This window comes from Variibacter gotjawalensis (assembly GCF_002355335.1).
GTDB lineage: Bacteria > Pseudomonadota > Alphaproteobacteria > Rhizobiales > Xanthobacteraceae > Variibacter > Variibacter gotjawalensis.
The window spans coordinates 3352495-3377741 of record NZ_AP014946.1 but is presented as its reverse complement, the minus strand read 5'-3'; the positions used below and the strand labels follow the sequence as shown (position 1 = coordinate 3377741).

The following is a 25247-nucleotide window of genomic DNA, read 5'->3' as shown; positions in this document are numbered from 1 at the left end:
CTAGAACGAGACGGGGAGCAGCCAGACGCCGTTCCGCCAACCGGAACACGACGTGGCAATCACACCCGATCCGAATAGCGAGGACGTCAAAGCGCGGCCGGCATCACCGGCTAACGAGGGCGCGAAAGACGATCTGCCGCGCGCCGTGCTGTACATGCTGGCGACTGCAGCGTTCATTCCGCTGCTCAATGCGGCGGCGAAGTATCTGACGCCGAACTACCCGGTGATCGAAGTCGTCTGGGCGCGCTACGCCGGCCACTTCATCTACATGTTCCTGTTCTTCGTGCCGCGCCTCGGCACGCGGTTGCTTGTGACATCGCATCCCTGGATGCAGCTGTTCCGCTCGGCGTTGCTGTGCATCTCGACCGTCATTTTCATGAGCGGGCTGCCGTACGTGCCGCTGACGACAGCGACCGCGATCTCATTCACGGGTCCGTTTATCGTCACGGCGCTCGCGCCGGTCATTCTCGGCGAACGCGTCGGCACCGTGCGCTGGATGTCGGTTATCGTCGGCTTTGTCGGCGCGATCATCATCGTGCGGCCGGGCGCGGAAGGGATGGAGCCGGCTGCCTTGTTGTTCTTCGCGAGCGCTTTCGCCTCGGCGCTTTACCAAATCATGAGCCGCAAGATCGCGTCGTTCGATCGGGCGGAAACGTCGATCACCTATATCGCGATGGTCGGCTTTTTGTTGATGAGCATTCCGCTGCCATTCATTTGGGTGACCCCAGTCAGCTGGTGGGACGCTTTGGTGTTCATCTCTCTCGGTTTTTTCGGAGGTTTCGGCCACTTCTTTTTAGTGCGCGCCTACGAAATTGCGCCGGCCCCGTTCGTCGCCCCCTTTAATTATTTAAACTTGATTGGTGCGGCCATTCTGAGTGTTGCGGTGTGGGGCCAGTTCCCTGACATCTTCGTGTGGACCGGCGCCGGCATTATCGCTGCATGCGGGCTCTTCATGCTCTACTATGAAAATAATCAAAGAAAGAAAGCTGCGAAGCGGCTCAATCAATAGTCAGCAACCCTGGCAGATGCTGTTCATGCGCCGCTTGATTTGTTGCTCGCGTTCATCGGTGCGACGCTCGCGCGCCGTTTGAGCGTCTTCTTCAATTGCTGGAGCTGCCTCTGCAGGGGCGGCGAGTGGCGTTCGCTCCGCGCGAGCGACCGGCGGATTTTCCTCTTCGGGCGCGACGCGGCGCCGCTGTGGCGCAGATGCGCGCTGCGGTGGTTGCGAAATCTGCGGTTCCATCGCGCGGGGTGTTCCGCCGGGGATACCGGCGCATCCCGTTAGTGCGAGCACGATAGCGATGAAGCTTACGCGAATGATTCTCATGGCGTGATCTTGTGCCCGGCAGCGTACGAATCGAATTCGCATACGTTGCGTCTCATCGCGCAGGGCCGTCAAATCGACAATGCTTGCGGTATCACGGTTTTAAAATCCGTTTTTCAAACTGCTACGCAGAAATAATTGAGGTAAAATAGTTTATTGATTCAATTTTCAATTATGCTCTTTATCTCATCTTGTCCGTCTTGTGAGGCCTGCTTGAATAATAGGAACTGACCGAACACGATTGGCGTCTCCCCCATGCCTACGCTCCAACAAAACCAACAAGGGAGACTTGTCATGGCGTTGATTTCAAAAGAAGGCCTGCTGCGTTCGACTGAGGGCCTCGCCGGCTCGCAGTCGTTGTTTTCGCAACCCGGCGGTATCGCAGCCGACCAAATCGTCCAGCAGTTAGCCGCGCTCACGCCTCTCTCGCTGACGTCTATTATTGACGGTTCCGAAACCAGCACCAATGGCGCTGCCGCGGTGACGTCCTCCCTTGAAAATCCGGGCGACCTCATCGTTCAGCTCGGTCAGAACATCGCGGATGTCGGTCACGACAATGGTCGCACTCTCGTTGCCGATGCCGTGCTGCTGCCTGGTGAAGCAACTGGTCTCAACAACGTTTCCGGGAATGCGGCAGACGCGCTGACGAATATCGGTCAGACCGTTCAACACGTCGGCACATTCGTCAACGACATCACGGATACGCTCGGCAATGCGGGTAATGTAACCGCGACCGATACGGCGAATGCCGCAGTCTTGGACTTCCATCAATTGCTCGAAACCACAGTGCATGAGACTGGCGCTAACTTTACGGTGCACGGCGTAACTGAGACCGGTGAAACGGTTGGTCTTGGTTTCGTTGGTAATGGAAACGACAATCTAGTCACTGATGTTCTGGATCTGCCCATGACGGCTTTGTCTGGCGGCAACGTACTTGGCGAGGTCGATCATATTGTCGGTCATGTGCCGGGCATTCTGGATGCGGCAACCAATATCGTCACGCAGATCCCGACCGACCTTGGTTCAGGTCCGCTCGGCCTCAACATTACGGGCGAGGGCGGCGGCATCCTTGGCGGCTCCGGCCTCGACATTGGCAACTTGAGCCACATCCTTGGTCAAGACGGCAGCGGTCCGTTGAGCGGAGCCGCGGGTCTTGTCGACAACGTTACGAACGTGTTGACGCAGATCGGCTCAAATTCCGACGGCAGCGGCAATCTCGTCACCGACGTGTTGAATCTTCCCGGCGAAATTCTGTCCGGCGGCCCAACGCCGAGCCTGACTGATGCGGGTGCGCAGCTCAACACGACGTTGAACGCAACCGGCAATCTCGTCGAGTCGGTGCTGTCGGGCACGAGCATGAATGGCTCGCCGAACGGTATTCTCGGGAACATCAACACGGCTCTGGATAATTTCGGGAACGAGGCTGGTCCGGCGATCGGCATTCCGCAGACGCTTACGGGTGTTAATGTGATCGTCGACGGGCTCGGCCAGACCGGAACGGGGAATCCGCATGGTGTTCTCGACGGCGTCACGCAGACGGTGAACGGTGCGCTCAACGACGTGCACAACGATGTCGCGTTGTCGAACCTCGGCCTTGGCGATGGCGCATTGCCGATCCCGGCACTCGGCAACGGTCTGGCGGATACGCTGGTTGGCTCTCTGACGGGAACGACTAACACGAGTGGCCTTCCGGTAGACCTGCCGGCCGTCTCAACGGTTACGGATCTCGGCATCGACCATGGACTGCTGCCAGGCGTGACGTCGGTTGTTGATCTCGACCACGTGGGCAAGCCGGGCCTCGGCCTAGGTTTGATCTAGCCACTCGAGGCGGGGCCCGGTGGGCTCCGCCTTTCTCTCAACGGCGGCGAGTGGTCGAGGCGTATCCATGCAATTCTTGAGGAACCGGACAAGCGTAGCGGATAGCCCGTTGCGCTCACTGTTACGTCCACTCATGCGGCCCCTCGGTGTCGTGGCGGCGGCGAGTGCGGCGATCAATATTCTGATGCTGACCGGCCCCTGGTTCATGCTGCAGGTGTACGATCGCGTGCTATCGAGCCGCAGCGGCGCAACGCTGCTCGGCCTCTGCCTCTTTGCGCTCGTGTTGTTTCTGTTTCAGGGATTATTCGACGGCTTGCGCGGACGGATGCTGATCAGCTTCGGCCGCTTGCTCGCCGATCGTTTGGCGCCGCGCAGCTTCGATATTGTCACGCAGGCGCCCGGGCAGGAGGGTGTGCAGGCAGTCCGCGACACCGACACGCTGCGCAGCTTCGTTGGCAATGGCCTGCCGGCATACTTCGATCTACCGTGGACGCCGGTTTATGCAGCGCTCTGCTTTGCTTTTCATCCGGCGCTCGGCGCCGCCGTGCTTGCAGGCGGCATTCTGATCGCGCTGCTGGCGTGGCTCGCCGATCGCACGACGCGACGCCCGGTTCGTGAAGGCGTCGAGCGTGCCGTCAAGCGCAATCAATTCATGGAGGCAACGCGTCGCAATGGATTGGTCGCCAAAGCGCTCGGCATGCACGGCAGCCTGCGCCGGCTATGGCAGGTGAAGAGCGACGACCAATTCGACCGTCAGGACACGGGCTACACAGTCACGGGCGATCTCGGAGCGTTGACGCGGCTGCTGCGGACCATCCTACAGTCGGGTGTGTTGGCTCTCGGTGCTTGGCTTGTCCTGCAACGCGAGGCGTCCGGGGGCATCATGCTGGCGGCGACGATCCTGACCATCCGTGCGCTGGCGCCGGTGGAGCAAGCGATGTCGCAGTGGCGCAATTTCGTTGCCGCGCGCCAAGCTTGGCAGCGGCTCAATGAATCGCTCGAAGCCTATCCGGAGCCTGCGAGCCCGACACCGTTGCCGCTGCCGTCGCGCGAGCTGTCGGTTGCGGGCGTGTCGATCGCGGCGCCGGGTTCGGAGCGGCCGTTGGTCGCCAACGTGACCTTCTCACTCAAAGCCGGGAGCGCGCTTGGCATCATCGGGCCGAGCGGGTCGGGAAAATCGTCGCTGGCGCGCGCGTTGGTCGGCGCGTGGCCGACGGCGCGCGGGGTCATCCGGCTCGATGGCGGGACGTTCGATCAATGGTCTCGCGACGCGCTGGGATCTGCGGTCGGATACTTGCCGCAAGATGTCGAACTGCTGACCGGCACAGTCGCGCAGAATATCGCGCGCTTCAACGAAGACGCCTCCAGCGTCGCGTTGCAGAAAGCAGCAGCGGAAGCCGACGTGCACGAGCTCATTCTGCGATTGCCGCAAGGCTACGACACGGAAGTCGGCGACAGCGGTTTGTCGCTTTCGGGTGGTCAACGACAGCGTATCGGACTTGCGCGTGCGTTGTTCGGCAAGCCGTTCCTGGTCGTGCTCGACGAGCCGAACTCGAACCTCGATGCGGCGGGTGAGCAAGCGCTGACGCGCGCGATTGTCAATCTGCGCATGCGCGGCAGCATCGTCATCGTGATCGCGCATCGCTCTAGCGCGCTTGCTGCGGTCGATCACCTGATGGTGCTCAACGAAGGTCACGTGCAGGCTTTCGGCCCACGCGACAAAGTTCTTGCGAGCCTCGGCGCGCAACCGATGCCGCAGCCGGCAGCGGCCGCGGCGCCGTCCGCGCAGGCTGAGGCAAATCCGAAGCCGCAAAAAGCGCAGCGTCAACGATCCCGCGTCACCAAGGAGGCGGCTGATGGCTAAAGTCTCTGCTGAACATTCGCTGGCCATGCACGGGCGCATCTTCGCGCTCTCGTTCATCGCGCTCGTCGGCGGCAGCATCGCGCTGGCGACCGGCATCGATGCGTCCGGTGCGATCATCGCGGCGGGCAATCTCGTCGTCGATAGCGAGCTGAAGAAGGTGCAGCATCCCTCGGGCGGCGTTGTGACGGAGATCCTCATCAACGAAGGCACAAAGGTCGCGCAAGGCGATATCGTCATGCGGCTTGATCCGACGGTTGCGAAAGCGACGCTCAACGCGGTGACGAAAGATTTGTGGGAGCTTGCGGCGCGTAAAGCCCGGCTAGAAGCCGAGCGGGAGGGCGAGGGCGAACTCGCATTTCCGCCGGAGCTGACGGAAGCCGCATCCGATCCGGCGTTGGCAGGAATCCTGGTGGGAGAGCAACGTCTATTCCGGTCGCGTAACGACACGAACTCCGGTCAGAAAGCGCAGCTGCGTGAACGGATCGATCAGCTGAAGCAAGAGACCAACGGGATCAAAGGGCAGCTCGAGGCCAAGCGCAAAGAACTCGAACTCATCGGACGCGAACTCGAAGGTGTGAACGAACTTTGGGAGAAGAAGCTCGTGCCGATCACCCGCGTCACGATTTTGGAGCGGGAGAAGGCGCGTCTCGGCGGCGAGACCGGGCGGCTCGAAGCGGCCTTCGCGCAGACGCGCGGCAAAATTTCCGAGACGGAGCTGCAGATCATCCAGGTCGATCAAACGATGCGCAGCGACATCGGCAAGGAACTCGCCGACATTCGCGCGAAGATGTCGGAACTGACTGAGAAGCGCACAGCCGCGCTCGACCAGAGCCAGCGCATCGATATCCGCGCGCCCCAGTCAGGCACCGTACTGCAGCTCTCGGTGCATACGGTCGGCGGTGTGGTCGCGGGCGGCGAGCAGTTGATGCAGATTGTGCCGGAGGCCGATCGCCTGACGGTCGAGGCTCGGATCCGGCCGGCGGATATCGACCGCGTTCAGGTCGGCCAATCCGCCAGCTTGCGATTTTCCAATGTCGACCGGCGGACGACCCCGGAATTCGATGGCACGGTGGTTCGGGTCAGCGCCGACGCCGTGAAGGACGATCGCGTCGACGAGCCGTATTTCGTTGTCCGCGTGCGCTTCGACCGCGGCGAGGCCCCCGAAGCGCTCAAGCTGGTGCCCGGAATGCCGCTGGAGGTGTTCATTCGCACCGACAGCCGGTCGCTGATGAGCTACATCGTCAAACCGCTGACCGACCAGGTCCGACACGCTTTTAGGGAGCGATAGGAGGCGAAATTCCCTCAAGTTTCTTGACCCTTCGGCCCGTGGCGGCTAAGCCGTGGCGGTCCGGAGACGTGGCCGAGAGGCTGAAGGCGGCGGTTTGCTAAACCGTTATACGGCCTTAAAGCCGTATCGAGGGTTCGAATCCCTCCGTCTCCGCCATTTCACGCCGCTTAGCGCAACGGCTCATACTGTGGTCGAGCGCACGCAACAGTTCGGTTACGGTGACGTTGGCCGACAGCTCATCCTATGCCATTCGCCCTTAACTCAGTCCGATCCTGTTGATGGATGTCGTGACGCTCTCGCTCCCCGCGGGAACGGTCCATATCGTGTGGGCCTAAGCCTGATTCCGAAGTTCTCTTTGGAGATGGTCGAGCCTGCGCGTGCCACACCTGTATGCTGACAAACCCTCGAATCCCATAACACCGTGCGATCGGCCGGCGATGATCGCCGACCAGGAAGGGTAGTAACCGATGTCAGACTCCTACTCGGTCGATCTGGTCATCCCTTGTTACCAAGAGGAAGACGCACTTCCTCAAACACTGCCGATAATCCTGGACTACATGCGCGCCGTGTTGAACCGCGAGAATATCGCAGCTCAAAGCTTCCGCATTCTTCTCGTCGACGATGGTAGTGAAGACAGGACTTGGGAAATCATCGTAGGGCTGACCAAAGCGAACCCGGAAGTCTGCGGTGTGAAGCTCTCGCGGAACTGCGGCCACCAGAACGCAATGTTGGCCGGGTTGAGCAGCTCAGCGGCGGATGTCGTGATCACCATGGATGTCGACCTTCAAGATGACATCGAAGCCATTGCGGACATGCTCCTCGAGTATCAGCGCGGCAGCGATCTCGTTCTGGGCGTTAGAGACGATAGGGCGTCGGACACGGCTTTCAAGCGGACCACGGCCAACAGTTATTATCGCCTTCTTTCGCTCATGGGTGTTCCCGCTGTCGAGAACCACGCCGACTACCGGTTGATGTCGCGGCGCGCGCTCGTGGCGCTGCTGGCGCATAACGAAACCAATCTGTTCCTGAGAGGGCTGATCCCCAAGATCGGGTTCAAGACGACTTTGATCCCGTATCTGCGCAAGGCGCGCGAGCACGGAACCACGAAGTACACATTGCGTAAAATGCTTCGCCTCGCACTCGATGGGATCACCTCGTTCTCCGTCGTGCCGTTGCGGGCAATATCGGCGCTCGGGATCCTGATTTTCATCGTGTCGCTATTTGCGTCGGCTTGGGTTTTCGCGACCGCAATTTTGTTGCCTGACCGTGTCGTTCCCGGCTGGGCATCGACCGCGCTGCCGACGTTCTTTCTCGGCGGCGTTCAACTTTTGGCGCTTGGTGTCATCGGCGAATACATCGGTAAGATCTATTTAGAGACAAAACGCCGTCCGCGTTTTTTTGTAGAGGAAAGCATTCTGAAATAATGCTCCTTCAGTTTTGTTTATGTGATCTAGCCAGGTCGCGTCGTGACGGCATTATGCCGATCGCACCGAGGTTTAGGCGCCGCTTCACCGGCGCATTCTTCCTTGGTTTATACAGTTTGGCGTCGCACGGGGCTTGTTTGGGCCGGCGCTGGCGGTAGCCCGCTCGCTGGTGCAACGCTCGGCCAAAACGGTTCCGCGGCTGCTGGCGTCGAAACCGGTGGCGTTCCTTACTACGGCTACTATCGCGCCTCTCAGTATCCGGACATCGTTGCCAATCTGCGTCTCGACCAGCCGTGGGGTTCGGCTCAAATCAATGCCGCAATCCACGACGTCTCCGGCGGCTGCAACGGTTCTTGCGCAACCGGAGCCTTCGGCAGCGCAACTGGCTTTGCAATCGGTGGAGGTGTGAAGTTCAACCTGCCGTTCGCGGCGGGCGACGAACTCTGGATCCAGGGCACGTATGCTGATGGTGCGACGTCCTACCTCGGACCTTATAAGCCCTACGGTACCGACGGCGTTGCGGTTATCCGTGGCGACGCGGCTAACGGTAGCGGCAAGTTCACGACCGCGCTCCTCGCGGATGCCGCGATCGGCATCGATGGCAAGGTCAACACCGTCAAGGGCTACCAGTTCACTGTTGCGGGCCAGCACTTCTGGACACCGTCGCTGCGGACTTCCGTGTTTGGTGGCTACTTGAAGCTCGACTACTCGGGCGCGGCGACCGACGCGGTCTGCACCGCATACGTCGCAGGCGGCACCAAGGCGTCGAAAGCTGGCTGCAATCCGGATGTTGCTATCTGGCAGATCGGTTCGCGTACGATTTGGACCCCGGTGACGAACCTCGATATCGGCGTCGAAGTCCTTTATTCCAAGATCGATCAGAATCACACCGGCAGCTGGGATTTCTCCAAGGCCAGCCTTGGCGGCAATTCGACTGGCCTCTACCAGGCTAGGGACGTCGGCATCTGGCAGGGCACGCTGCGCGTCACGCGCTCGTTCTGGCCCTGATAGAATCGCTGCGCAGCAGTGCTTCAAACGAAACCCCCGGCGCGAGCCGGGGGTTTTGCTTTTGAGAAGTGGATTCCGGAAGTCAGCTGAAAGCGCTGATGCGCAATCCAGAATCGAGTTCGCACGTTCTGTTAGATTAGGATTAGACGTCGCAAGCGCGTACGAACGCCTTGATACGTTCGGCAACTTCCGGCCGATCGAGACGCACGGGATGTCCTTCGTCGGCGATCTCGATCAGCTCCATGCCAGGATGACGCTCCGCCATCTTCTTCGCTGTTGCTGACGAGATGAGGTCGGTCAGCGCACCGCGCACGAGCATGAGCGGTTTGCTCTTCAGCGCGTCGAACTGGTCCCACATCGTGGGCGGCGTCTGGTCCGGCTCAACGTCCTTCACAGTCACGGAGAGGTTCGGGTCGTAGGATAGCTTAAGGGTGCCGTTCTCTTCACGCCACGTAAGCTCTGCACTGCCGAGCCAGTCGGCGGCGGTGTAGTTCGGGAACTGTACCTCGAACAATTCCTTCAAGATCGCGGCGCCGTCGTCGATCGATTTCGGCTGCGGGAGTTTCCCGACGTATCCCTTGATGCGAACGAGACCCTCGATCATCAGCTCGGGGCCGATGTCGTTGAGCACGACACCCGCGATGCGGCTGCCTTCGGTCGGCGCCATCAGCATGGTGAGGATGCCGCCGCGCGAGGTGCCGACGAACACGGCGCGCGAGACGCTGAGCGTATCGAACACCGTCAGCGCGTCGCGGATTTCGATGAGCGGATTGTAGTTCGCCAGATTGGAATCGTAGCCGGAGAGGCCGCGGCCGCGGTACTCAATCACGACGACGCGCCGGCCGTCGGCTGCTAATGCGCGCGCGATGCCGGCAAAGTCGCCGACCGTGCGGGCAAGCCCTGGAAGACAAACGACCGGAAGCCCGCCATTGTCGACGCCGTACTCGACGGCGTGAAGTTTGAGCCCGTCGGCGGCTTCGATGAAATGGCTCTTCGGTTCGGTCATACGTGTCTCCTTGAGTGGCGACACCTAAGCACGCGAAACGTCAATGCGCTACGGCTCGAAGAGCTGTGCGGACTTGAGAGAAAGAGTCCGCTGAAAGTGCTAACGCGTTGATTTGGAATCGGAAGACGTTGCCGCGTTACTGCGTGCGGCTGCCGCGCATATCGCTGTCGATGGCAAGGCGTGTTGCGCCGAAGCGGGCTTTGTACACCTGCATATTCTCCATCACACGCTGGACGTAGTTGCGCGTCTCGGAGAACGGAATGCGCTCGACCCAATCGACGACGTCGACATCCGGATCGCGCGGATCACCGTACTTTTGGATCCATTCGCGCGCGCGTCCGCGGCCCGCGTTGTAGGCCGCGAAGGTGAGGACGTGGCTGCCGCCGAAATCCTGCAGGAGTGCACCAAGCTCGGCGGCACCAACCTGCGCGTTGAAGGCCGCGTCGTTGAGGAGCTTCGACTCCGAGAAGGCGACGCCGTGCTTCTTGGCGACCATGCGGCCGGTGCCGGGCATCACCTGCATGAGGCCCATGGCGCGTGCGCTCGAAATCGCGCGCGAATTGAATGCGCTCTCCTGGCGCGCGATGGCGAAGACTGTCGACTTGTCCGCGTCATTGCCGATCGATGCGTATTTCGGAATGCCGGAGGTCGGGAACGCGTAGTGATCGAAGGGCAGGCCGCGTGCGATCGCGGCCTTGCCGATCATCATCGTGGCACGCGGATCGTTGTGCTTCATGGCGACTTCGCCGAGCGCCGCGAGCGCATCGGAGTCGCCGACGCGTTCGAGATCGGCGCAGAAGGTGATCGCGAGATCGCGGTTGCCGGTGAGGTAGATGAGGTCGAGGGCGCGGGCGAGGTCCACCGTGCGGCCGCCCGAACGGTTGGGGCGACGCACCGTCATCTCGCGATGGCCGATGCGAGCGCGCGCTAGCTGACCGTAGTATGCGGCCGAATGCTGGGCGGCTTGCTGATAGTGGCTCTGCGCTTCGCCGCTGCGGCCTGCGGTTTCGGCGGTGCGGCCGAGCCAGTAGTGCGCGCGCGCCATTGAGGTCGGGTGCTTATCGAACTTCAAAATCTCGGCAAAGTGACGCTGCGCGCTCGATGCATCTTTCAGGAAGCGCAGCGCGATCCAGCCGGCCGTAAAAGATTGCTCGGTCTGCAGCGTTTTCTTCTCGGGACGTGCCGCACCGCTCGCGATGCGATAGGCGGCTTGCGCGTTGCCTTCGTCGAGAAGTTTGCGCGCGAGTAAGCGGCGCTCGATCCACCATTCGTCGGTGTTGAGGATGACATCGGCATCGCGCGGAGCCGATAGCATCAGCTGCGCGGCTTCGGATGTCTTATCCGCACGACGTAGATACTGGATGCGGCTGAATGTCAGGCCGGCGTCGCTACGCCCGCCGGCAGCGCTGATTAGCGCGCCTGCGTTTCCGGCCTTGCGGTTCACGGCGATGCGCGCTTGCGCGATGGCGAGCTCGGTCGAGCCGAGGCGCTTCGCAGCACGCAACGCCGTCTCGTGATCTTCGGCGTAAAGGCGCGCGTCCATGCGCGCTTTCTGATCGGCGGCCGTGATCATGCCGCCGAAGGTCTCCATCGCCTGCGCTTCAGTGTCGGGTCCGAAATCGTCTTCACGCCAGGCCGCGCGCACATACTTTTGCGCATTGGCACGATCGCCTTGCGCGAGCGCGGCGCGCGCGTAAGCAAGTTTGCCGGTCGAGCCGGCGGGTTCCTGATCGGAGAAGAATGCGAAGACGGCGCCTGGCTCGCGCTTCTCGCGCCACATCTGACTTTCGGCGCGGCGCTGAATCATGCGCACGCTCGGCCAGCTCGGGTTGGCTTTCGCGAAGGAAGCATAACGCGCGAAATTCGCCGACGAGTCATCGCCGCGCAGGATCATCCATTCGATGAGTTTTTGGCCGGCGGCATCGCGAATTTGATCGCGCTTCTCAGTCGCGGCGTCGGTTCTGCCGCTTTTTGCGAGCGAAAGTGCCTCTTTCACGGTGTCGATGTCGGACGAGGACACGGCTCCGGTCGGCGCATAAGAGAGGCGCGGCGTCTCTTCGTCCGGGATGTTCCCAGCCGATGCGGTGGCGGTCGGAGCCACGGTCGGCGACGCCGAGAAAGCGTTTCCGAAGAAGTTATTGCTCTGCTGCGGAGTGGCTTCAGGCTCGGCCGCTTGATATGCCGGAGCCGCCACTGGCGCAGCCATTGACCCGGTCATTGGCGCAGCGGATGGCCGACGATTGGCCGGTGTGGCGGCGACCACTGGCTTGGTGGCCGGTTTGGCGGCGGCGGGCTTCGCGGCGGGCTTGGCGACCGGAGCGGTCGCGGTTGTTTTCTTCGCGTCGGGCTTCGCAGGCTTCTTGGCGTCGGCCTTCGCGTCCGGTTTTTTCGGATCGAGTTTCTTGGCTTCGGTCTTCTCGGGCTCGGTCTTCTTGGGCTCGGGCTTCTTCGCGTCGGCCTTCTTGCCGTCAGGCTTCTGGTTCGGCTTCGTCGCTGCCGGCTTCTGATTTGTGGTCGTTTGGCTGTGCGCGGCCGGCGACGAGAGCACAAGGGCAATCGCCAGCGCGGAAGCAGACGCCAGACAAGTTCGTGCGAAGCGGGTCATTATTATCCTTGCACCACCGAAGGAGCTGTCCTTCGGTTTTCCGCCCAAGCCGTTGACGAAACGCTAACCCAATCAGGATTTCGGCGACAGGAGCCCTAAAACAGAGGCGAAAGCGGGGCGGGCGGTCAATTGGCCGCACCAGAGGCCTTTGGCGGGCTTGCCGGGCGGTCAAATTCTGGCGGATACAGTGGTTTCTGCCTTTTGCCCGCCGAATCAAAACGCTAAACAAAAGGCCAAATCCAAGAGGTGCCATCATGACCGCAGCGACATTCCGGGGTTCCTACACCGCGATGGTCACGCCGTTCAAAGACGGTGCGGTCGATGAGGCGACCCTGCGCGCGCTCGTGAATTGGCAGATCGAGCAGGGCACGCAGGGGCTCGTGCCGGTCGGCACGACGGGCGAAAGCCCGACGCTCAATCACGAGGAGCATAAGAAGGTCGTCGAGTGGACGCTGGCCGAGGTGAAAGGCCGCGTGCCGGTCATCGCCGGCGCAGGCTCGAATTCGACTCGTGAAGCTGTGGACCTCGCCAAGCACGCCGAGAAGGCCGGTGCGAACGCGGTGCTCGTTGTCACGCCGTACTACAACAAGCCGACGCAGGAAGGGCTTTATCTGCACTTCAAGGCGGTCAACGATGCGATCGGGATTCCGATCATCATCTACAATATTCCGCCGCGCTCGGTGATCGACATGTCCGTCGCGACGATGGCGCGCCTTTACGAGCTGAAGAACATCGCGGGCGTGAAGGATGCGACCGCGAACCTCGCGCGCGTCTCGCAGCAGCGCCACGCGCTCGGCAACGATTTCGTCCAGCTCTCCGGCGAGGACATGACGGCGCTCGCCTACAACGCGGCCGGAGGCCACGGCTGCATTTCCGTCGTGTCGAACGTTGCGCCGGCATTGTGTGCCGAGCTGCAGAAGAAGTCGCTCGCAGGCGACTACGCGGGAGCCCTCGTCGTCCAGGATCGCCTGACGCCCCTGCACGATGCAGTGTTCCTGGAGCCGGGCCTCACAGGTGCGAAGGCGGGGCTTTCACTGCTCGGCCGCTGCAACGAAGAGATCCGTTTGCCGATGACGCCGGTCACGCCGGCCGCAAAGGAAGCGATCCGCAAAGCAATGACCTTTGCGGGGCTTTTGAACTAGTAAAGCGCTGCGCACAGCGGATCGCGGCTTGCTTTCGCCGCGATCATCGCCATGTTGCGCGCCGGAGTTTGAGTAATGGCGCGCAAAGCCGATCCAAATACGAAAATCATCGCGGACAATCGCAAGGCCCGTTTCAATTACGCGGTCGGCGATAAGTTCGAAGCCGGCATCGTGCTCACGGGCACCGAGGTCAAATCGCTGCGCGTCGGCAAGGCGACGATTGCGGAGTCGTATGTCGCGCCGAAGGACGGCGAGCTCTGGCTGATCAACGCGAATATTCCGGAGTATCTGCAGGCTGCGCAGTTCAATCACACGCCGAAGCGGCCTCGGAAGCTGCTGCTGCACAAGCGTGAGATCGGCAAGCTGTCGATCGCAGTCGATCGCGAGGGCATGACGCTCATCCCGATGCGGCTGTTCTTCAACGAGAAGGGTAGGGCGAAGGTCGAGGTCGCGGTCGCCAAGGGCAAGCAGCTCCACGACAAGCGCGAGACCGACAAGAAGCGGACGTGGGACCGCGAAAAAGGACGGCTACTCCGCGACCGCGGATAAGTTTCACGCAACAAATCGTGTGCGACGGAAAACCGCAGACGCGCAACCTCGCGCCGTTTGGCGCGTAGCTCTCAGCGTGTTCGTAGGGGCGAAAAATCGCCCGCTCATCACGGGGAGATCCAATACATGATCAAGACTTTGAAAGCCGGCGTTGCTGCCGGAACGCTCGCTGTTGCTCTTTTCGCTGCAGGTGGCGCGCATGCGCAGGTCGTCGGCCTCGTCGACGGCAAGACGCTGGTGATGATCGATCCGGCTGCCAAGAAGGTGACGTCCAAGGTCGAAATCTCGGGCGCTGGCCCGATCCTTGGTATCGACGTTCGCCCGGCCGATGGCATGCTGTACGGCATCGCGGGTGACGGCAACATCGTCACGATTGATCCGAAGACCGGCAAGGCGACGATGAAGAGCAAGCTGTCGGAAAGCTGGAAGGCCGGCGTCATGACGACGTTCGACTTCAATCCGGTCGCCGACCGTCTGCGCCTGATGAGCTCTGAAGGCGTCAGCCTCCGCATCAACGTCGATGACGGCAAGGCGATGGTCGATGGCTCGCACAAGTTCAAGGAAGGCGATGCCAACGCAGGCAAGACCCCGAAGGTCGTTGCCGGTGCTTACACCAACTCGCTGAAGGGCGGCGCAAAGCCGACCGCAACGGCGCTTTACAACATCGACGCGACGACCGGCTCGCTCGTCTCGCAGGCTCCGCCGAATGACGGCGTCTTGAACACGATCGGCTCGCTCGGCGTCACTGTTACGGGTCCGGTTGCGTTCGAAATTGGAGCAAGCGCCGGCGACAAGAACGACGCTTGGCTGGTTGCCGGAGGCGCACTCCACTCGGTCGATCTTAAGACCGGTAAGGCGACGGCTGTCGGTAAAATCGAGGGCCTGTCGGGCAACCTCACCGACATCGCCTGGATGAACTGACGCGACATCTCGGAGCGTCATCCCGGAAGCTGCCGCTCGCGCAGCGAGCCAGGCGGCTGTCCGGGATCCATAGCCTCGAACGTTCAATCGCAGGCACTGTGATTATGGATTCCGGGCTCGCTTCGTTTGCTGCGCAAACTGTGCGCCCCGGAATGACAATGAGTTGTTCCAGAGTGCCGAGACACCGGGCGCGTAAAAAAGTTCGCGCCCGGTGAAACCGCTTTCTGCCGCGTACGTAGCTCCCCAAAACTAGGGGTGCCCACGCCGGTGCTTCGATATGGGGCTGGAGTATTCGTCCCCACGAGTCCAGCCCTTGTCTGGTCCGCTTCCCCGTGAGGCGGACCAGACTCCCTCACGCGACGGTCCGCCGACCGTCATATGCGTAAGCCTCGCGGGCAACCGCGGGGCTTTTTTCATGCTCAGGGATGCGGTATCGACGAACTTCAACGCGAGCGCATTCCCATGTTGCCGACCCGGTTCGACCACTGCGTCATCCATGTTTCCGAATGGGAGCGCTCCAACGCGTTCTATCGCGACGTGATCGGGATGGAGGTCGTGGCGCGCGAGACGGTCGGTTTCGTTTATCGGCTCGGGGATGTTCAGCTCAACTTGCATGGCCCGGGCCTGAAGCCGGCAGAAGTGGCGCGATTGCCGGTGCAGCCCGGCAATAGCGACCTCTGCTTCGAATGGCGCGGGCCGATCGCGGACGCCATCGCACATCTCGAGAAGCACAAGGTCGCGATCGAGCGTGGGCCGATGCAGCGCTTCGGGCGCGGCGACCACGGGACGAGCGTTTATTTCCGCGATCCCGACGGCTCGCTGATGGAATTCATCTCTTACGTCAAATGACCCAAGGAGAGAGCGCATGACACAGGCGCCGCATAACCCGCTCGTGCTTCCGGAAGACCTTCCGTCGCCGATCGACGACGGCGCAGCCGCGCATCTCACGGGCATGCGGATGCCGTCCGTGTCACTGCTCGCGACCGATGGCAGCCAGATCGATTTGTCGGCGTTGAAGGGAATGACGATCGTTTACGTCTATCCGCGCACCGGTGTGCCCGGCGTCGCGTTGCCGACGGGCTGGGATGCGATCCCGGGTGCGCGTGGCTGCACACCGCAGTCGTGCTCCTTCCGCGACCATTTCGCGGCGCTGCGCGAGCGCGGTGTGACGCATCTCTACGGGCTGTCCACGCAGGACACCGCGTATCAGCAGGAAGCCGCGACGCGGCTGCATCTGCCGTTCGCGCTGCTCTCCGATGCGGATCTGAGGCTCGCGACGGAACTCAATCTGCCGACCTTCACGGTCGACGGCATGACGCTCATCAAGCGCATCACGCTGATTGTACGCGACGGTGTGATCGAGAAGGTGTTTTACCCCGTGTTCCCGCCGGACAAGAGCGCCGAGGACGTCGTCGACTACTTGAGCTGACCGAGCCGCTTGCGGACGGCCGCGAAGACGTCGTGAAACATTGGCGTCGTCAACGTGCCGGTGTTCGTGTTGAGGCGCGAGCAGTGATAGCTGTCGAACATCGCGATGCCGTCGATGTCGTGCTCAGCCGCGTGGCCGAATTTCACCCGTGACGGTTTCGCGGCGAGCGCAGCGACCACGCTGTCGTGCGCGATTTTGCCGAGTGTCACGATCGCCTTGAGGTTCGGCATGATTTCGATTTCGGGTGTTAGGAAATCGCGGCAGGTCTTGATCTCGAGCGGCGTCGGCTTGTTACCGGGCGGCACGCAACGCACCGCGTTGACGATGCGGCAATCGAGAAGTTCGAGAGAATCATCCGGGCGCGCTTCGAACTTGCCGCGCGCGAAGCCGTATTTGATCAGGGTCGAGTAGAGGAGTTCGCCTGCGTAGTCGCCCGTGAAGGGCCGACCTGTGCGATTGGCGCCGCGCAAACCCGGCGCGAGGCCGATGACGGCGAGTCGGGCCGACTTCGGCCCGAAGGCCGGCACGGGCGAGTTGAACCAGGACGGCTCACGCTCGCGCCAGTGATCGCGAAAGTCTTTGAGGCGAGGACAGCGGGAGCAGTCCGGGCCGGGTCCCGCTGCGTCTTGCATTCAAACTCAGTCGTTGTCGATTTCGTCGTCCGCCATAGCCCGCTGCGGCGAGCGCTGCAAGAATTGCGGCGTGTGCTGGCGCGGATCACGTGCTCCCTCGCGCGGCTCGCGATGCGGGCGATCCGACAGGTCACGGCCGATCTTGCTCTGCAGGTCGGCGAGATCGATGAACTTGTCGACCTGGCGGCGGAGTTCATCGGCGATCATCGGAGGCTGGGTCGAGATGGTCGAGATCGCGGTCACGCGGACGCCATGACGCTGTACGGCCGCGATCAGGCGGCGGAAGTCGCCGTCACCCGAGAAGAGAATCATGTGGTCGATGTGCGGAGCGATCTCCATCGCGTCGACCGTCAATTCGATATCGATGTTCGCCTTGGTCTTGCGGCGGCCGTTGGCGTCGGCATATTCGCGCGTCGCCTTGGTGACGACCGTGAAACCGTTGTAATCGAGCCAATCGATCAGCGGGCGGATCGAGGAATATTCCTGATCTTCCGACACGGTAGTATAATACTGTGCACGAAGGAGATTATAGTCGGCCTGAAACTCTTTCAGGAGGCGCTTGTAGTCGATTTCGAAGCCTAGAGCGCGGGCGGTGGCGTAGAGGTTGGCACCGTCAATAAAAAGCGCGGTCTTCTCTAAGTTGCTAGCCATTTCAAATCTCTCTTAATTCTTGCTCTTGTTGTGGAGGCCGTTTCTTATTTTTCTTCGGCGCAATTGCCCCGGCAATTCAATGCAATGCACCCGTATGCTGCTTCAACGAGAAAGCACAATGGTTCCTATCAGAACGGTTGAGCACTCGCCAGAGGATTTCACTGGCACTTCCGCAGTTTATGCTTGAACTTTCGGCTCAATGCCGCTAGCTGCAACGCAACAACAGCCCACAATCCATGCACAAGGAGTGATCGGACATGGCCCGCGTCACTGTCGAAGACTGCATCGACAAAGTAGAGAACCGTTTCGAGCTGGTGCTTCTCGCCAGCCACCGCGCCCGCATGGTGTCCGCCGGAGCCCCGATCACGGTCGATCGTGACAACGACAAGAATCCGGTCGTTGCGCTCCGCGAGATCGCGGAAGAGACCGTTTCGCCCGAGGATCTGAAAGAGGATCTCGTGCACTCGCTGCAGAAATACGTCGAAGTCGACGAGCCGGAAGCCGAGACGGTGCCGCTCATCGGTTCGCCGGGTCAGAAGATCGACGCCGACGACACCGAAGTCGTGCTCGAGCGCATGACCGAAGAAGAGCTGCTGAAGGGTCTCGAAGGCCTGACGCCGCCGGAAGACACGCCGGACGACGAAGAGTAGGCTTTTTCGCCTCTCGCGAGAGATTTTACGGCCCGCCACTGGCGGGCCGTTTCATTTTACCAACCATGTTGTGGAAACCATAGTTCTGGCCAGAGCGCTTGCCCTATACTGTAGGCGAAGCATGCAGTTAGACATGATTGCGAATGGCGTTGGCGGATATCACAACGATCGGTGACGAAGGGCCTCCATCTCTGCTGGTGGATGAAGAGGCTAAGCCGAAGGTGCGCAAGCCGCCGCGGCTGATGCGGCAGTACGAGCTTGTCGATCGCGTCCGCCGCTACAATCCGGACACCGATGAGGCGCTGCTCGACCGCGCCTACGTCTACGCGATGCGCGCGCATGGCGATCAGACGCGCAAATCCGGCGATCCGTATTTCACGCATCCGCTCGAAGTCGCTGCAATTCTTACCGACCTCAAACTCGACGATGCCACGATCGTCGCCGCGCTGCTGCACGACACGATCGAAGATACGGAAACGACGCGCGCCGCGATCGACAAGTTCTTTGGACCGGAGATCGGGCAGCTCGTCGAGGGGCTCACGAAGCTCAAGAAGCTCGACCTCGTTTCCAAGCAAGCCGCGCAAGCCGAGAACTTGCGAAAGCTGCTGCTTGCAATCGCGTCGGACGTGCGCGTGTTGCTCGTCAAGCTCGCGGACCGTTTGCACAACATGCGCACGCTCGAGTTTATGTCGCCAAGCGCGCGGCATCGCATCGCGCAGGAGACGGTCGACATCTATGCGCCGCTTGCCGGCCGCATGGGTATGCATGAGATGCGCGAAGAGCTTGAAGACCTCGCATTTCGTGAGATCAATCCGAACGCCTACGACGTCACGATCACGCGCCTGCGCGATCTAGCGGCGCGCAACGAGCGGCTGATCGCGCAGATCGAAGACCAGCTCAAAAGCCGGCTGCACGATCATGAGATCACGGCGGAAGTTCTCGGGCGGCAGAAGCGGCCGTATTCGATCTGGCGCAAGATGGAGCGCAAATCGATCGGCTTCGAGCAGTTGTCGGACATCTTCGGGTTTCGCGTCATCGTTCCGCGCGTGGAGGATTGTTACGGCGCGCTCGGCATCGTGCACACGACATGGCCGATGGTGCCGACGCGTTTCAAGGACTACATCTCGACGCCGAAACAGAATGATTATCGTTCGCTGCATACGACAGTGATCGGACCGGGCAATCAGCGCGTCGAACTGCAGATCCGCACCGACGAGATGGATCAGGTTGCCGAATACGGCATCGCGGCGCATGCGCTCTACAAGGACGGGCAGGGCTCGCCATCGGACATGCTCTCGCGCGAGTCGAGCGCTTATGCGTGGCTGCGGCGGACGATCGAGCTTCTCGCCGAGGGTTCGAACCCGGAAGAGTTTCTGGAGCACACGAAGCTCGAGCTGTTTCAGGATCAGGTCTTCTGCTTCACGCCGAAGGGCAAGCTGATCGCACTGCCGCGCAAAGCGACGCCGATCGATTTTGCGTATGCGGTGCACACCGACGTCGGCAACTCGACGCTCGGCTGCAAGATCAACGGCAAGATCAGCCCGCTCGTGTCCGAATTGCAGAATGGCGACGAGGTCGAGATCATCACGTCGAAAGCGCAGAAAGCGCCGCCGGCCGCATGGGAGTCGCTGGTCATCACCGGTAAGGCCCGCGCCGCGATCCGCCGTGCGACGCGCGTTGCGGTGCGCGACCAATATGCGGGGCTTGGCCGGCGCATCGTCGAGCGTCTGTTCATGCGCGCGAAGAAAGAATACTCCGACGACAAACTGCACGGCGCGCTCTCGCGGCTTGCGCGCACGTCGATCGACGAAGTGATGGCGGCGGTCGGGCGCGGCGAGATGAAAGCCTCCGACGTCGCGCGCGCGATGTATCCGGACTACAAGGAAGAGAGCGCGATCCGCCGCACGGTGCCGAAGCGGAAAGAGAGCGGATGGTTCGGCCTCGCACGCGCGCGCTCGCTGTTGTTCAAAGTGCCGAGTTATTCGGACGACGGTCCGGCTATCCCGATCCGCGGGATGAACAACGATCTGCCGGTGCGCTTTGCACCCGAGGGCGGAGCGGTGCCGGGCGATCGCATCGTCGGCATTCTCAATCCGGGCGAGGGCATTACGATCTATCCGATCGAGTCGCCGGCGCTGCAGCAGTTCGAGGATACGCCGGAGCGTTGGCTCGACGTGCAGTGGGACGAGCCGGAAGGCAATCCGCAGCGGTTTCCGGCGCGCATCAATGTGCAATCGCTGAACGAACCGGGATCACTGGCGCAGATCGCGCAGGTGATTGCGGAGCACGATGGAAACATCGACAATGTGCAGATGCGACGCCACGCGGCAGACTTCACCGACATGGTCATCGACCTCGCGGTCTATGACTTGACGCATCTCAACGGCATTCTGGCGCAGCTGCGGGCAAAGTCCGTGGTGTCTAGTGCCGAACGACTTCTCGGGTAGATCGTGAACGACAAAACTCTTCGGCTCGGCGTCAACGTCGATCATGTCGCGACCGTGCGTAATGCACGCGGTGGCACGCATCCGGATCCAGTTAAAGCCGCGAAGGAAGCGATCGCGGCCGGTGCCGACGGCATTACGGCGCATTTGCGCGAAGACCGCCGGCACATCCGCGACGCGGATATCGAACGCCTGCGCGCCGAGATCACGAAGCCGCTGAATTTCGAGATGGCGGCGACGCCGGAGATGTCCGTGATGGCGTTGCGCGTAAAGCCGCACGCTGCGTGTATCGTGCCCGAGCGCCGCGAAGAGCTGACCACCGAGGGCGGCCTCGATGTCGTCGGGCTGGCGGATGGCCTCAGCTCGTTCGTCGGGCGGCTCAACGATGCCGGTATCCGCGTTTCGCTTTTCATCGCGGCCGATCCCAAGCAAATCGAGATGGCGGCAAAGCTCAAAGCGCCGGTGATCGAGATTCATACGGGTGCGTGGTGCGATGCGATTGCGGAGGGCCACGCTTCGGTTGCCGATGCCGAGTGGCGGCGCATCGCCGACGGTGTGCGGATCGCGAGCGATCTCGGCCTCGAAGTCCATGCGGGCCATGGTCTGAACTACGCGACGGCCGAGCAGATTGCGACGCTGCCGAACCTGCGTGAACTCAACATCGGGCATTTCCTGATGGGTGAGGCCTTGAGCGTCGGACTGTCGCAAACAATCGTCACGATGCGCGCTGCGATGGATCGCGGCCGGGTGCGGGCGTCATGATCCTCGGCATCGGATCGGACCTGATCGACATTAGGCGGATCGAGAAGACGATCGCGCGCCACGGCGATCGTTTCCTCAATCGCATTTTCACGGACGTCGAGCGCGCGCGCGCAGAACGGAAAAACCAGCGCATCGCGACCTACGCTAAACGGTTTGCTGCGAAAGAGGCCTGCTCGAAGGCGCTAGGCACGGGCCTTCGCGCCGGCGTGTTCTGGCGCGACATGGGTGTGGTCAATCGCCGCTCTGGTCAGCCGACGATGCAGCTCACCGGTGGCGCGCTGGCGCGGCTGCAGTCGATGACGCCTGCGGGATACGAGACGCGCATCGATCTGACGATCACCGACGAATACCCGATGGCGCAGGCGTTTGTGATGATCACGGCCGTGCCGAAGTCATGAAGGAAGAGCAGGGGTTTTTTCGCGGCTACGTCCTCGGCGTCGTCGTGCCGGCGGTCGCGTTCGTGCTCGTCTTCCAGACGTTGCTGTTCCGACCGTATCGCATCCCGTCGGAGTCGATGCTGCCGAGCTTGCTGGTCGGCGACTACATCATGGTATCGAAGTTTTCATACGGCTACAGCCGCTTCTCGATGCCGTTTGCGCCGAAACTCTTTTCGGGGCGAATCTGGGGATCGGAGCCGAAGCGCGGTGACGTCGTCGTCTTCCGTCCGGTGCCGAACGAGTCGCAGGACTTCGTGAAGCGGGTCGTCGGGCTGCCGGGCGACCGCATCCAGATGATCAACGGTGTGCTCAACATCAACGGCACGGCAGCGGCGCAGATGCCGGACGGAGAGTTTGTCTTCGACGATGAAGGCAGGACCGTGCGAGCCAAGCGCTATCGGGAGACGCTGCCGGGCGGAGTGACGCACAGCATCCTCGACATCGTGCCGAACGGGGAGTTCGACAACACGGCGGTCTACACGGTCCCGGCCGGGCACGTGTTCATGATGGGCGACAACCGGGATGACTCCGCCGACAGCCGGGTGCCGGAGGCGGTCGGCTTCGTTCCGATGGAAAACCTTGTCGGTCGCGCCGATGTGATCTTCTTTTCGGTCTCGGGGGGCACCGCTGCGTGGGAGTTCTGGCGCTGGCCGTGGACGCTTCGCTTCAGCCGGATGCCGTCATTCGTTCGCTGAAGTGTGGAAGACTTAACGAAAACAAGGGATTGCGAGATTTCGTGATGTCGACGCTTGCGCCGCGTGTGGTCGCAAGAATGCTTCAGGGACGGACTTCGGGTTCGTTGCGCGGCGCAGGGCCAGCCGCTACATAGTCCGGCATTCGCGGGGGCGCGACGGCCTGACGATTCGAGGCCGATCGATTTTGCACGACATATGAGCGCGCAGGATTGCGCCGGAGACTAAGAGGCCAATGCGCGTGACGACGGAAGCTGAACGGAAAGAAGGCGGCGTAGGCGATACCATTCGTGTCGTCGTCCATGCGCTCATCATCGCGGCGATCATTCGCACATTCCTGTTTCAACCCTTCAACATTCCGTCGGCTTCGATGAAGGAGACGCTGCTTGTCGGCGACTACCTGTTCGTCTCGAAATACACCTACGGCTACAGCTATTTCTCGCTGCCGTTCTCGCCGCCGCTGTTTAAGGGCCGCATCATGGGCTCCGATCCGTCGCGCGGCGATGTCGTCGTGTTCCGGCTGCCGAAGGATGACTCGGTCGACTACATCAAGCGCGTCATCGGCCTGCCGGGCGACCGCATCCAGATGATCCGCGGCGTGTTGCACATCAACGACCAGGCGGTGCCGCGCGAGCGCATCGACGACTTCGTCGACGTCGAAGAGGGCGGCCGCTCGACGCGTGTGCGCCGCTACAAGGAAACGCTGCCGAACGGGGTCACTTATACGACGCTCGACCTCGCCGAGAACGGTTTCTACGACAACACCGAGATCTACACGGTGCCGGCCGGCCATTTCTTCATGATGGGCGATAACCGGGACAATTCGACGGATAGCCGCGTTCTGAGCCAGGTCGGCTACGTGCCGTACCAGAACCTCATCGGCCGCGCCGAAGTCATCTTCTTCTCGGTCGGCGAAGGCGAGCGCGCGTGGCAGTTCTGGCGCTGGCCGTGGTCGGTACGCTGGTCGCGGCTCTTCTCGATCGTCCGATGAGCCGCAAGGCGACAGCAGCGCGACAGCTACAAACCCGAATAGGGTACGAGTTCACGCAATTCGAGTTGCTGGAGCGGGCGGTCTCGCATTCAACGGCGCTGAGCGGCGGCGATAAGACGGGAAGCTATCAGCGTCTCGAGTTTCTCGGCGACCGGGTGCTTGGGCTCGCCATCGCGTCGATGTTGTTCGAAGCATTTCCCGACGCGAACGAGGGCGATCTCTCTCGCCGCCTCGCCGAGTTGGTCCGGGCTGAAACCTGCACCGAAGTTGCCAAGGCGATGGAAGCCGACCAAGCAATCCGGCTTGGTACCGCTAAGGGCGTCAAAGCGAGGCTTTCTCCGTCCATCATGGCGGACGTCGCCGAAGCCATTATCGGCGCGGTCTATCTCGATGGCGGTTATGCGCCCGCAGCAGCGCTTGTGCAGCGCTATTGGGCCGAGCGGGTGAGCGATCCCGCGATGCCTCTGCGTGACCCTAAGACGACGCTGCAGGAGTGGGCGCAGGGCGGCGGTTTGCCGATGCCGGTGTATACAGAAGTCGATCGCTCGGGGCCGGATCACAATCCGCGTTTCACTGTCGAGGTTGCGGTCGCCAGGCGCGAGCCGACGCAAGGGACCGGAAAATCGAAGCGCGCTGCGGAACAGGCCGCGGCGCTTGCCATGTTGGCGCGCGAAGGCGTGACGCAGGAGTAATGATGAACGATACGAAGCAGCGCTGTGGGTTTGTTGCGCTGATCGGCGCGCCCAACGTCGGCAAATCGACGCTGACGAATGGTCTTGTCGGGACGAAAGTGTCGATCGTAACGCCGAAGGTGCAGACGACGCGCGCGCTTATCCGCGGCATCGCGATCGACGGCGATGCGCAGATCATCTTTGTCGATACGCCGGGAATTTTCCGGCCGCGCCGGCGGCTTGATCGCGCGATGGTGACGACGGCGTGGAGCGGTGCGCATGACGCGGACCTCGTCGCGCTCGTCATCGATGCCCAGCGTGGTCTCGATGAGGAAGCCGAAACGATCCTCAACAAGCTGAAAGATGTGCGACAACCGAAGGCGCTGATCCTTAACAAGGTCGATCTCGTCGAAAAGCCGAAGCTGCTCGATCTGACGGTGGCCGTGAACGCTGCCGGCACATTCGAGGCAACGTTCATGGTGGCGGCGCTGAGTGGTTACGGCGTCGAGGACGTGCGCGATTGGTTTGCGCGCAACGTTCCGGCCGGGCCTTGGCTCTATCCGGAAGATCAGCTGACGGACGCTCCGCAACGGCATCTCGCATCCGAAATCACGCGCGAGAAGCTTTATCTGCGGCTCCACGAGGAGTTGCCGTATCAGTCGACGATCGAGACCGAGACGTGGGAAGACCGCAAGGACGGCTCGGCGCGGATCGAGCAGACGATCTATGTCGAGCGCGAGAGCCAACGGAAGATCGTGCTCGGCAAAGGCGGTCAAACCATCAAGGCCATCGGCGCAGCGGCGCGCGAGGAGCTTGCAGAGATCCTCGAGCGCCCCGTGCATCTGTTCCTGTTCGTCAAAGTACGCGAAGGCTGGGGCGACGATCCCGAGCGCTACCGCGAAATGGGCATAGAGTTTCCGCGCGAATAGCGGGCTATAA

At 61.6% G+C, this 25247-nt stretch carries 23 protein-coding genes and 1 tRNA gene; 20 read left to right on the top strand and 4 right to left on the bottom strand.

Annotated features, from left to right (window positions below; translation table 11 throughout):
- Window positions 1–52: 52 nt before the first annotated feature.
- From GJW30_RS16455 to GJW30_RS16420, 7 genes are all read left to right on the top strand, one after another.
- A complete protein-coding gene (locus GJW30_RS16455; RefSeq protein WP_096357242.1) occupies window positions 53–1009 on the top strand; it encodes a DMT family transporter in 957 nt (318 codons plus the stop codon).
- 609 nt (window positions 1010–1618) lie between these two features.
- Window positions 1619–3142 carry a hypothetical protein gene (locus GJW30_RS16445; protein ID WP_096357238.1) on the top strand — a complete coding sequence of 508 codons (1524 nt, stop codon included), beginning with the start codon at window positions 1619–1621 and terminating at the stop codon, window positions 3140–3142.
- 109 nt (window positions 3143–3251) lie between these two features.
- Complete coding sequence (locus tag GJW30_RS16440) at window positions 3252–5006, top strand: type I secretion system permease/ATPase (RefSeq protein ID WP_157746771.1); 1755 nt, start codon at window positions 3252–3254, stop codon at window positions 5004–5006.
- Window positions 4999–6294 (top strand): HlyD family type I secretion periplasmic adaptor subunit, encoded by a 1296-nt coding sequence (locus GJW30_RS16435; protein ID WP_096357234.1) that lies wholly within the window; start codon window positions 4999–5001, stop codon window positions 6292–6294. Before GJW30_RS16440 ends, GJW30_RS16435 begins: the two co-directional genes overlap by 8 nt.
- Window positions 6295–6356: 62 nt before the next feature.
- Window positions 6357–6450, top strand: a tRNA-Ser gene (locus GJW30_RS16430).
- A 311-nt stretch (window positions 6451–6761) separates the two neighbouring features.
- On the top strand, window positions 6762–7718 hold the full coding sequence (locus GJW30_RS16425; protein WP_096357232.1) for a glycosyltransferase family 2 protein: 957 nt from the start codon (window positions 6762–6764) through the stop codon (window positions 7716–7718).
- Between the two features lie 102 nt (window positions 7719–7820).
- Window positions 7821–8726, top strand: a complete 906-nt coding sequence (locus tag GJW30_RS16420) for a porin (protein ID WP_157746770.1) — start codon at window positions 7821–7823, stop codon at window positions 8724–8726.
- 142 nt (window positions 8727–8868) lie between these two features.
- Here GJW30_RS16420 and GJW30_RS16415 read toward each other — a convergent pair whose 3' ends face one another.
- Both GJW30_RS16415 and GJW30_RS16410 read right to left on the bottom strand, forming a co-directional pair.
- Entirely contained in the window at window positions 8869–9732 is an 864-nt protein-coding gene (locus GJW30_RS16415; RefSeq protein WP_096357228.1) for an alpha/beta fold hydrolase, read from the bottom strand.
- A 136-nt stretch (window positions 9733–9868) separates the two neighbouring features.
- Window positions 9869–12337, bottom strand: a complete 2469-nt coding sequence (locus GJW30_RS16410; protein WP_096357226.1) for a lytic transglycosylase domain-containing protein — start codon at window positions 12335–12337, stop codon at window positions 9869–9871.
- Between the two features lie 254 nt (window positions 12338–12591).
- On the opposite strand from GJW30_RS16410, the gene dapA reads away from it, so the two are divergent.
- The 5 genes from dapA (at window position 12592) to GJW30_RS16385 (ending at window position 16378) form a co-directional block, all read left to right on the top strand.
- Window positions 12592–13479, top strand: coding sequence for a 4-hydroxy-tetrahydrodipicolinate synthase (gene dapA / locus GJW30_RS16405; protein WP_096357224.1), 888 nt, complete (start codon window positions 12592–12594; stop codon window positions 13477–13479).
- Between the two features lie 75 nt (window positions 13480–13554).
- Window positions 13555–14028, top strand: a complete 474-nt coding sequence (gene smpB / locus GJW30_RS16400) for an SsrA-binding protein SmpB (RefSeq protein ID WP_096357222.1) — start codon at window positions 13555–13557, stop codon at window positions 14026–14028.
- 126 nt (window positions 14029–14154) lie between these two features.
- A complete protein-coding gene (locus GJW30_RS16395) occupies window positions 14155–14949 on the top strand; it encodes a DUF4394 domain-containing protein (protein WP_096357220.1) in 795 nt (264 codons plus the stop codon).
- Between the two features lie 462 nt (window positions 14950–15411).
- Window positions 15412–15798, top strand: coding sequence for a VOC family protein (locus GJW30_RS16390; protein WP_096357218.1), 387 nt, complete (start codon window positions 15412–15414; stop codon window positions 15796–15798).
- A 16-nt stretch (window positions 15799–15814) separates the two neighbouring features.
- Window positions 15815–16378, top strand: a complete 564-nt coding sequence (locus tag GJW30_RS16385) for a peroxiredoxin (RefSeq protein WP_096357216.1) — start codon at window positions 15815–15817, stop codon at window positions 16376–16378.
- Here the strand turns inward: GJW30_RS16385 and GJW30_RS16380 are convergent.
- Together GJW30_RS16380 and GJW30_RS16375 are read right to left on the bottom strand one after the other, a co-directional pair.
- On the bottom strand, window positions 16366–17010 hold the full coding sequence (locus tag GJW30_RS16380; RefSeq protein WP_096357214.1) for a uracil-DNA glycosylase: 645 nt from the start codon (window positions 17008–17010) through the stop codon (window positions 16366–16368). The two genes, GJW30_RS16385 and GJW30_RS16380, sit on opposite strands and share 13 nt — an antisense overlap.
- Window positions 17011–17016: 6 nt before the next feature.
- Complete coding sequence (locus tag GJW30_RS16375) at window positions 17017–17661, bottom strand: LabA-like NYN domain-containing protein (protein ID WP_096357212.1); 645 nt, start codon at window positions 17659–17661, stop codon at window positions 17017–17019.
- A 257-nt stretch (window positions 17662–17918) separates the two neighbouring features.
- Between GJW30_RS16375 and rpoZ the strand changes: the two genes are divergently transcribed.
- The 8 genes from rpoZ to era all read left to right on the top strand — a co-directional run bounded on the left by rpoZ (window position 17919) and on the right by era (window position 25237).
- Complete coding sequence (gene rpoZ / locus GJW30_RS16370; protein WP_096357210.1) at window positions 17919–18311, top strand: DNA-directed RNA polymerase subunit omega; 393 nt, start codon at window positions 17919–17921, stop codon at window positions 18309–18311.
- A gap of 242 nt (window positions 18312–18553) precedes the next feature.
- Complete coding sequence (locus GJW30_RS16365; RefSeq protein ID WP_245408749.1) at window positions 18554–20758, top strand: RelA/SpoT family protein; 2205 nt, start codon at window positions 18554–18556, stop codon at window positions 20756–20758.
- A 3-nt stretch (window positions 20759–20761) separates the two neighbouring features.
- Window positions 20762–21517, top strand: a complete 756-nt coding sequence (locus GJW30_RS16360) for a pyridoxine 5'-phosphate synthase (protein WP_245408539.1) — start codon at window positions 20762–20764, stop codon at window positions 21515–21517.
- Window positions 21514–21915, top strand: coding sequence for a holo-ACP synthase (gene acpS, locus GJW30_RS16355; protein ID WP_096357204.1), 402 nt, complete (start codon window positions 21514–21516; stop codon window positions 21913–21915). Before GJW30_RS16360 ends, acpS begins: the two co-directional genes overlap by 4 nt.
- Window positions 21912–22649 (top strand): signal peptidase I, encoded by a 738-nt coding sequence (gene lepB, locus GJW30_RS16350; protein ID WP_096357202.1) that lies wholly within the window; start codon window positions 21912–21914, stop codon window positions 22647–22649. Before acpS ends, lepB (GJW30_RS16350) begins: the two co-directional genes overlap by 4 nt.
- 232 nt (window positions 22650–22881) lie before the next feature.
- Window positions 22882–23637, top strand: a complete 756-nt coding sequence (gene lepB, locus GJW30_RS16345; protein ID WP_096357200.1) for a signal peptidase I — start codon at window positions 22882–22884, stop codon at window positions 23635–23637.
- On the top strand, window positions 23574–24329 hold the full coding sequence (gene rnc, locus GJW30_RS16340; RefSeq protein WP_245408538.1) for a ribonuclease III: 756 nt from the start codon (window positions 23574–23576) through the stop codon (window positions 24327–24329). Before lepB (GJW30_RS16345) ends, rnc begins: the two co-directional genes overlap by 64 nt.
- Window positions 24330–24331: 2 nt before the next feature.
- The gene (gene era / locus GJW30_RS16335; RefSeq protein WP_245408537.1) at window positions 24332–25237 is read left to right on the top strand and encodes a GTPase Era; all 906 of its coding nucleotides are present in this window, start codon (window positions 24332–24334) and stop codon (window positions 25235–25237) included.
- Window positions 25238–25247: the final 10 nt, after the last annotated feature.

Bases quoted from the DNA above. Each gene is read 5' to 3' on its own strand.
- GJW30_RS16390 (WP_096357218.1), top strand. From the start codon at position 15,412: ATGTTGCCGACCCGGTTCGACCACTGCGTCATCCATGTTTCCGAATGG.
- GJW30_RS16375 (WP_096357212.1), bottom strand. From the start codon at position 17,661: ATGGCTAGCAACTTAGAGAAGACCGCGCTTTTTATTGACGGTGCCAAC.
- GJW30_RS16395 (WP_096357220.1), top strand. From the start codon at position 14,155: ATGATCAAGACTTTGAAAGCCGGCGTTGCTGCCGGAACGCTCGCTGTT.
- lepB (WP_096357202.1), top strand. From the start codon at position 21,912: ATGAAGGAAGAGCAGGGGTTTTTTCGCGGCTACGTCCTCGGCGTCGTC.
- GJW30_RS16385 (WP_096357216.1), top strand. From the start codon at position 15,815: ATGACACAGGCGCCGCATAACCCGCTCGTGCTTCCGGAAGACCTTCCG.
- GJW30_RS16445 (WP_096357238.1), top strand. From the start codon at position 1,619: ATGGCGTTGATTTCAAAAGAAGGCCTGCTGCGTTCGACTGAGGGCCTC.
- GJW30_RS16415 (WP_096357228.1), bottom strand. From the start codon at position 9,732: ATGACCGAACCGAAGAGCCATTTCATCGAAGCCGCCGACGGGCTCAAA.
- smpB (WP_096357222.1), top strand. From the start codon at position 13,555: ATGGCGCGCAAAGCCGATCCAAATACGAAAATCATCGCGGACAATCGC.
- era (WP_245408537.1), top strand. From the start codon at position 24,332: ATGAACGATACGAAGCAGCGCTGTGGGTTTGTTGCGCTGATCGGCGCG.
- rpoZ (WP_096357210.1), top strand. From the start codon at position 17,919: ATGGCCCGCGTCACTGTCGAAGACTGCATCGACAAAGTAGAGAACCGT.
- GJW30_RS16365 (WP_245408749.1), top strand. From the start codon at position 18,554: ATGCGGCAGTACGAGCTTGTCGATCGCGTCCGCCGCTACAATCCGGAC.
- GJW30_RS16435 (WP_096357234.1), top strand. From the start codon at position 4,999: ATGGCTAAAGTCTCTGCTGAACATTCGCTGGCCATGCACGGGCGCATC.
- lepB (WP_096357200.1), top strand. From the start codon at position 22,882: ATGCGCGTGACGACGGAAGCTGAACGGAAAGAAGGCGGCGTAGGCGAT.
- GJW30_RS16380 (WP_096357214.1), bottom strand. From the start codon at position 17,010: ATGCAAGACGCAGCGGGACCCGGCCCGGACTGCTCCCGCTGTCCTCGC.
- GJW30_RS16425 (WP_096357232.1), top strand. From the start codon at position 6,762: ATGTCAGACTCCTACTCGGTCGATCTGGTCATCCCTTGTTACCAAGAG.
- GJW30_RS16410 (WP_096357226.1), bottom strand. From the start codon at position 12,337: ATGACCCGCTTCGCACGAACTTGTCTGGCGTCTGCTTCCGCGCTGGCG.
- dapA (WP_096357224.1), top strand. From the start codon at position 12,592: ATGACCGCAGCGACATTCCGGGGTTCCTACACCGCGATGGTCACGCCG.
- acpS (WP_096357204.1), top strand. From the start codon at position 21,514: ATGATCCTCGGCATCGGATCGGACCTGATCGACATTAGGCGGATCGAG.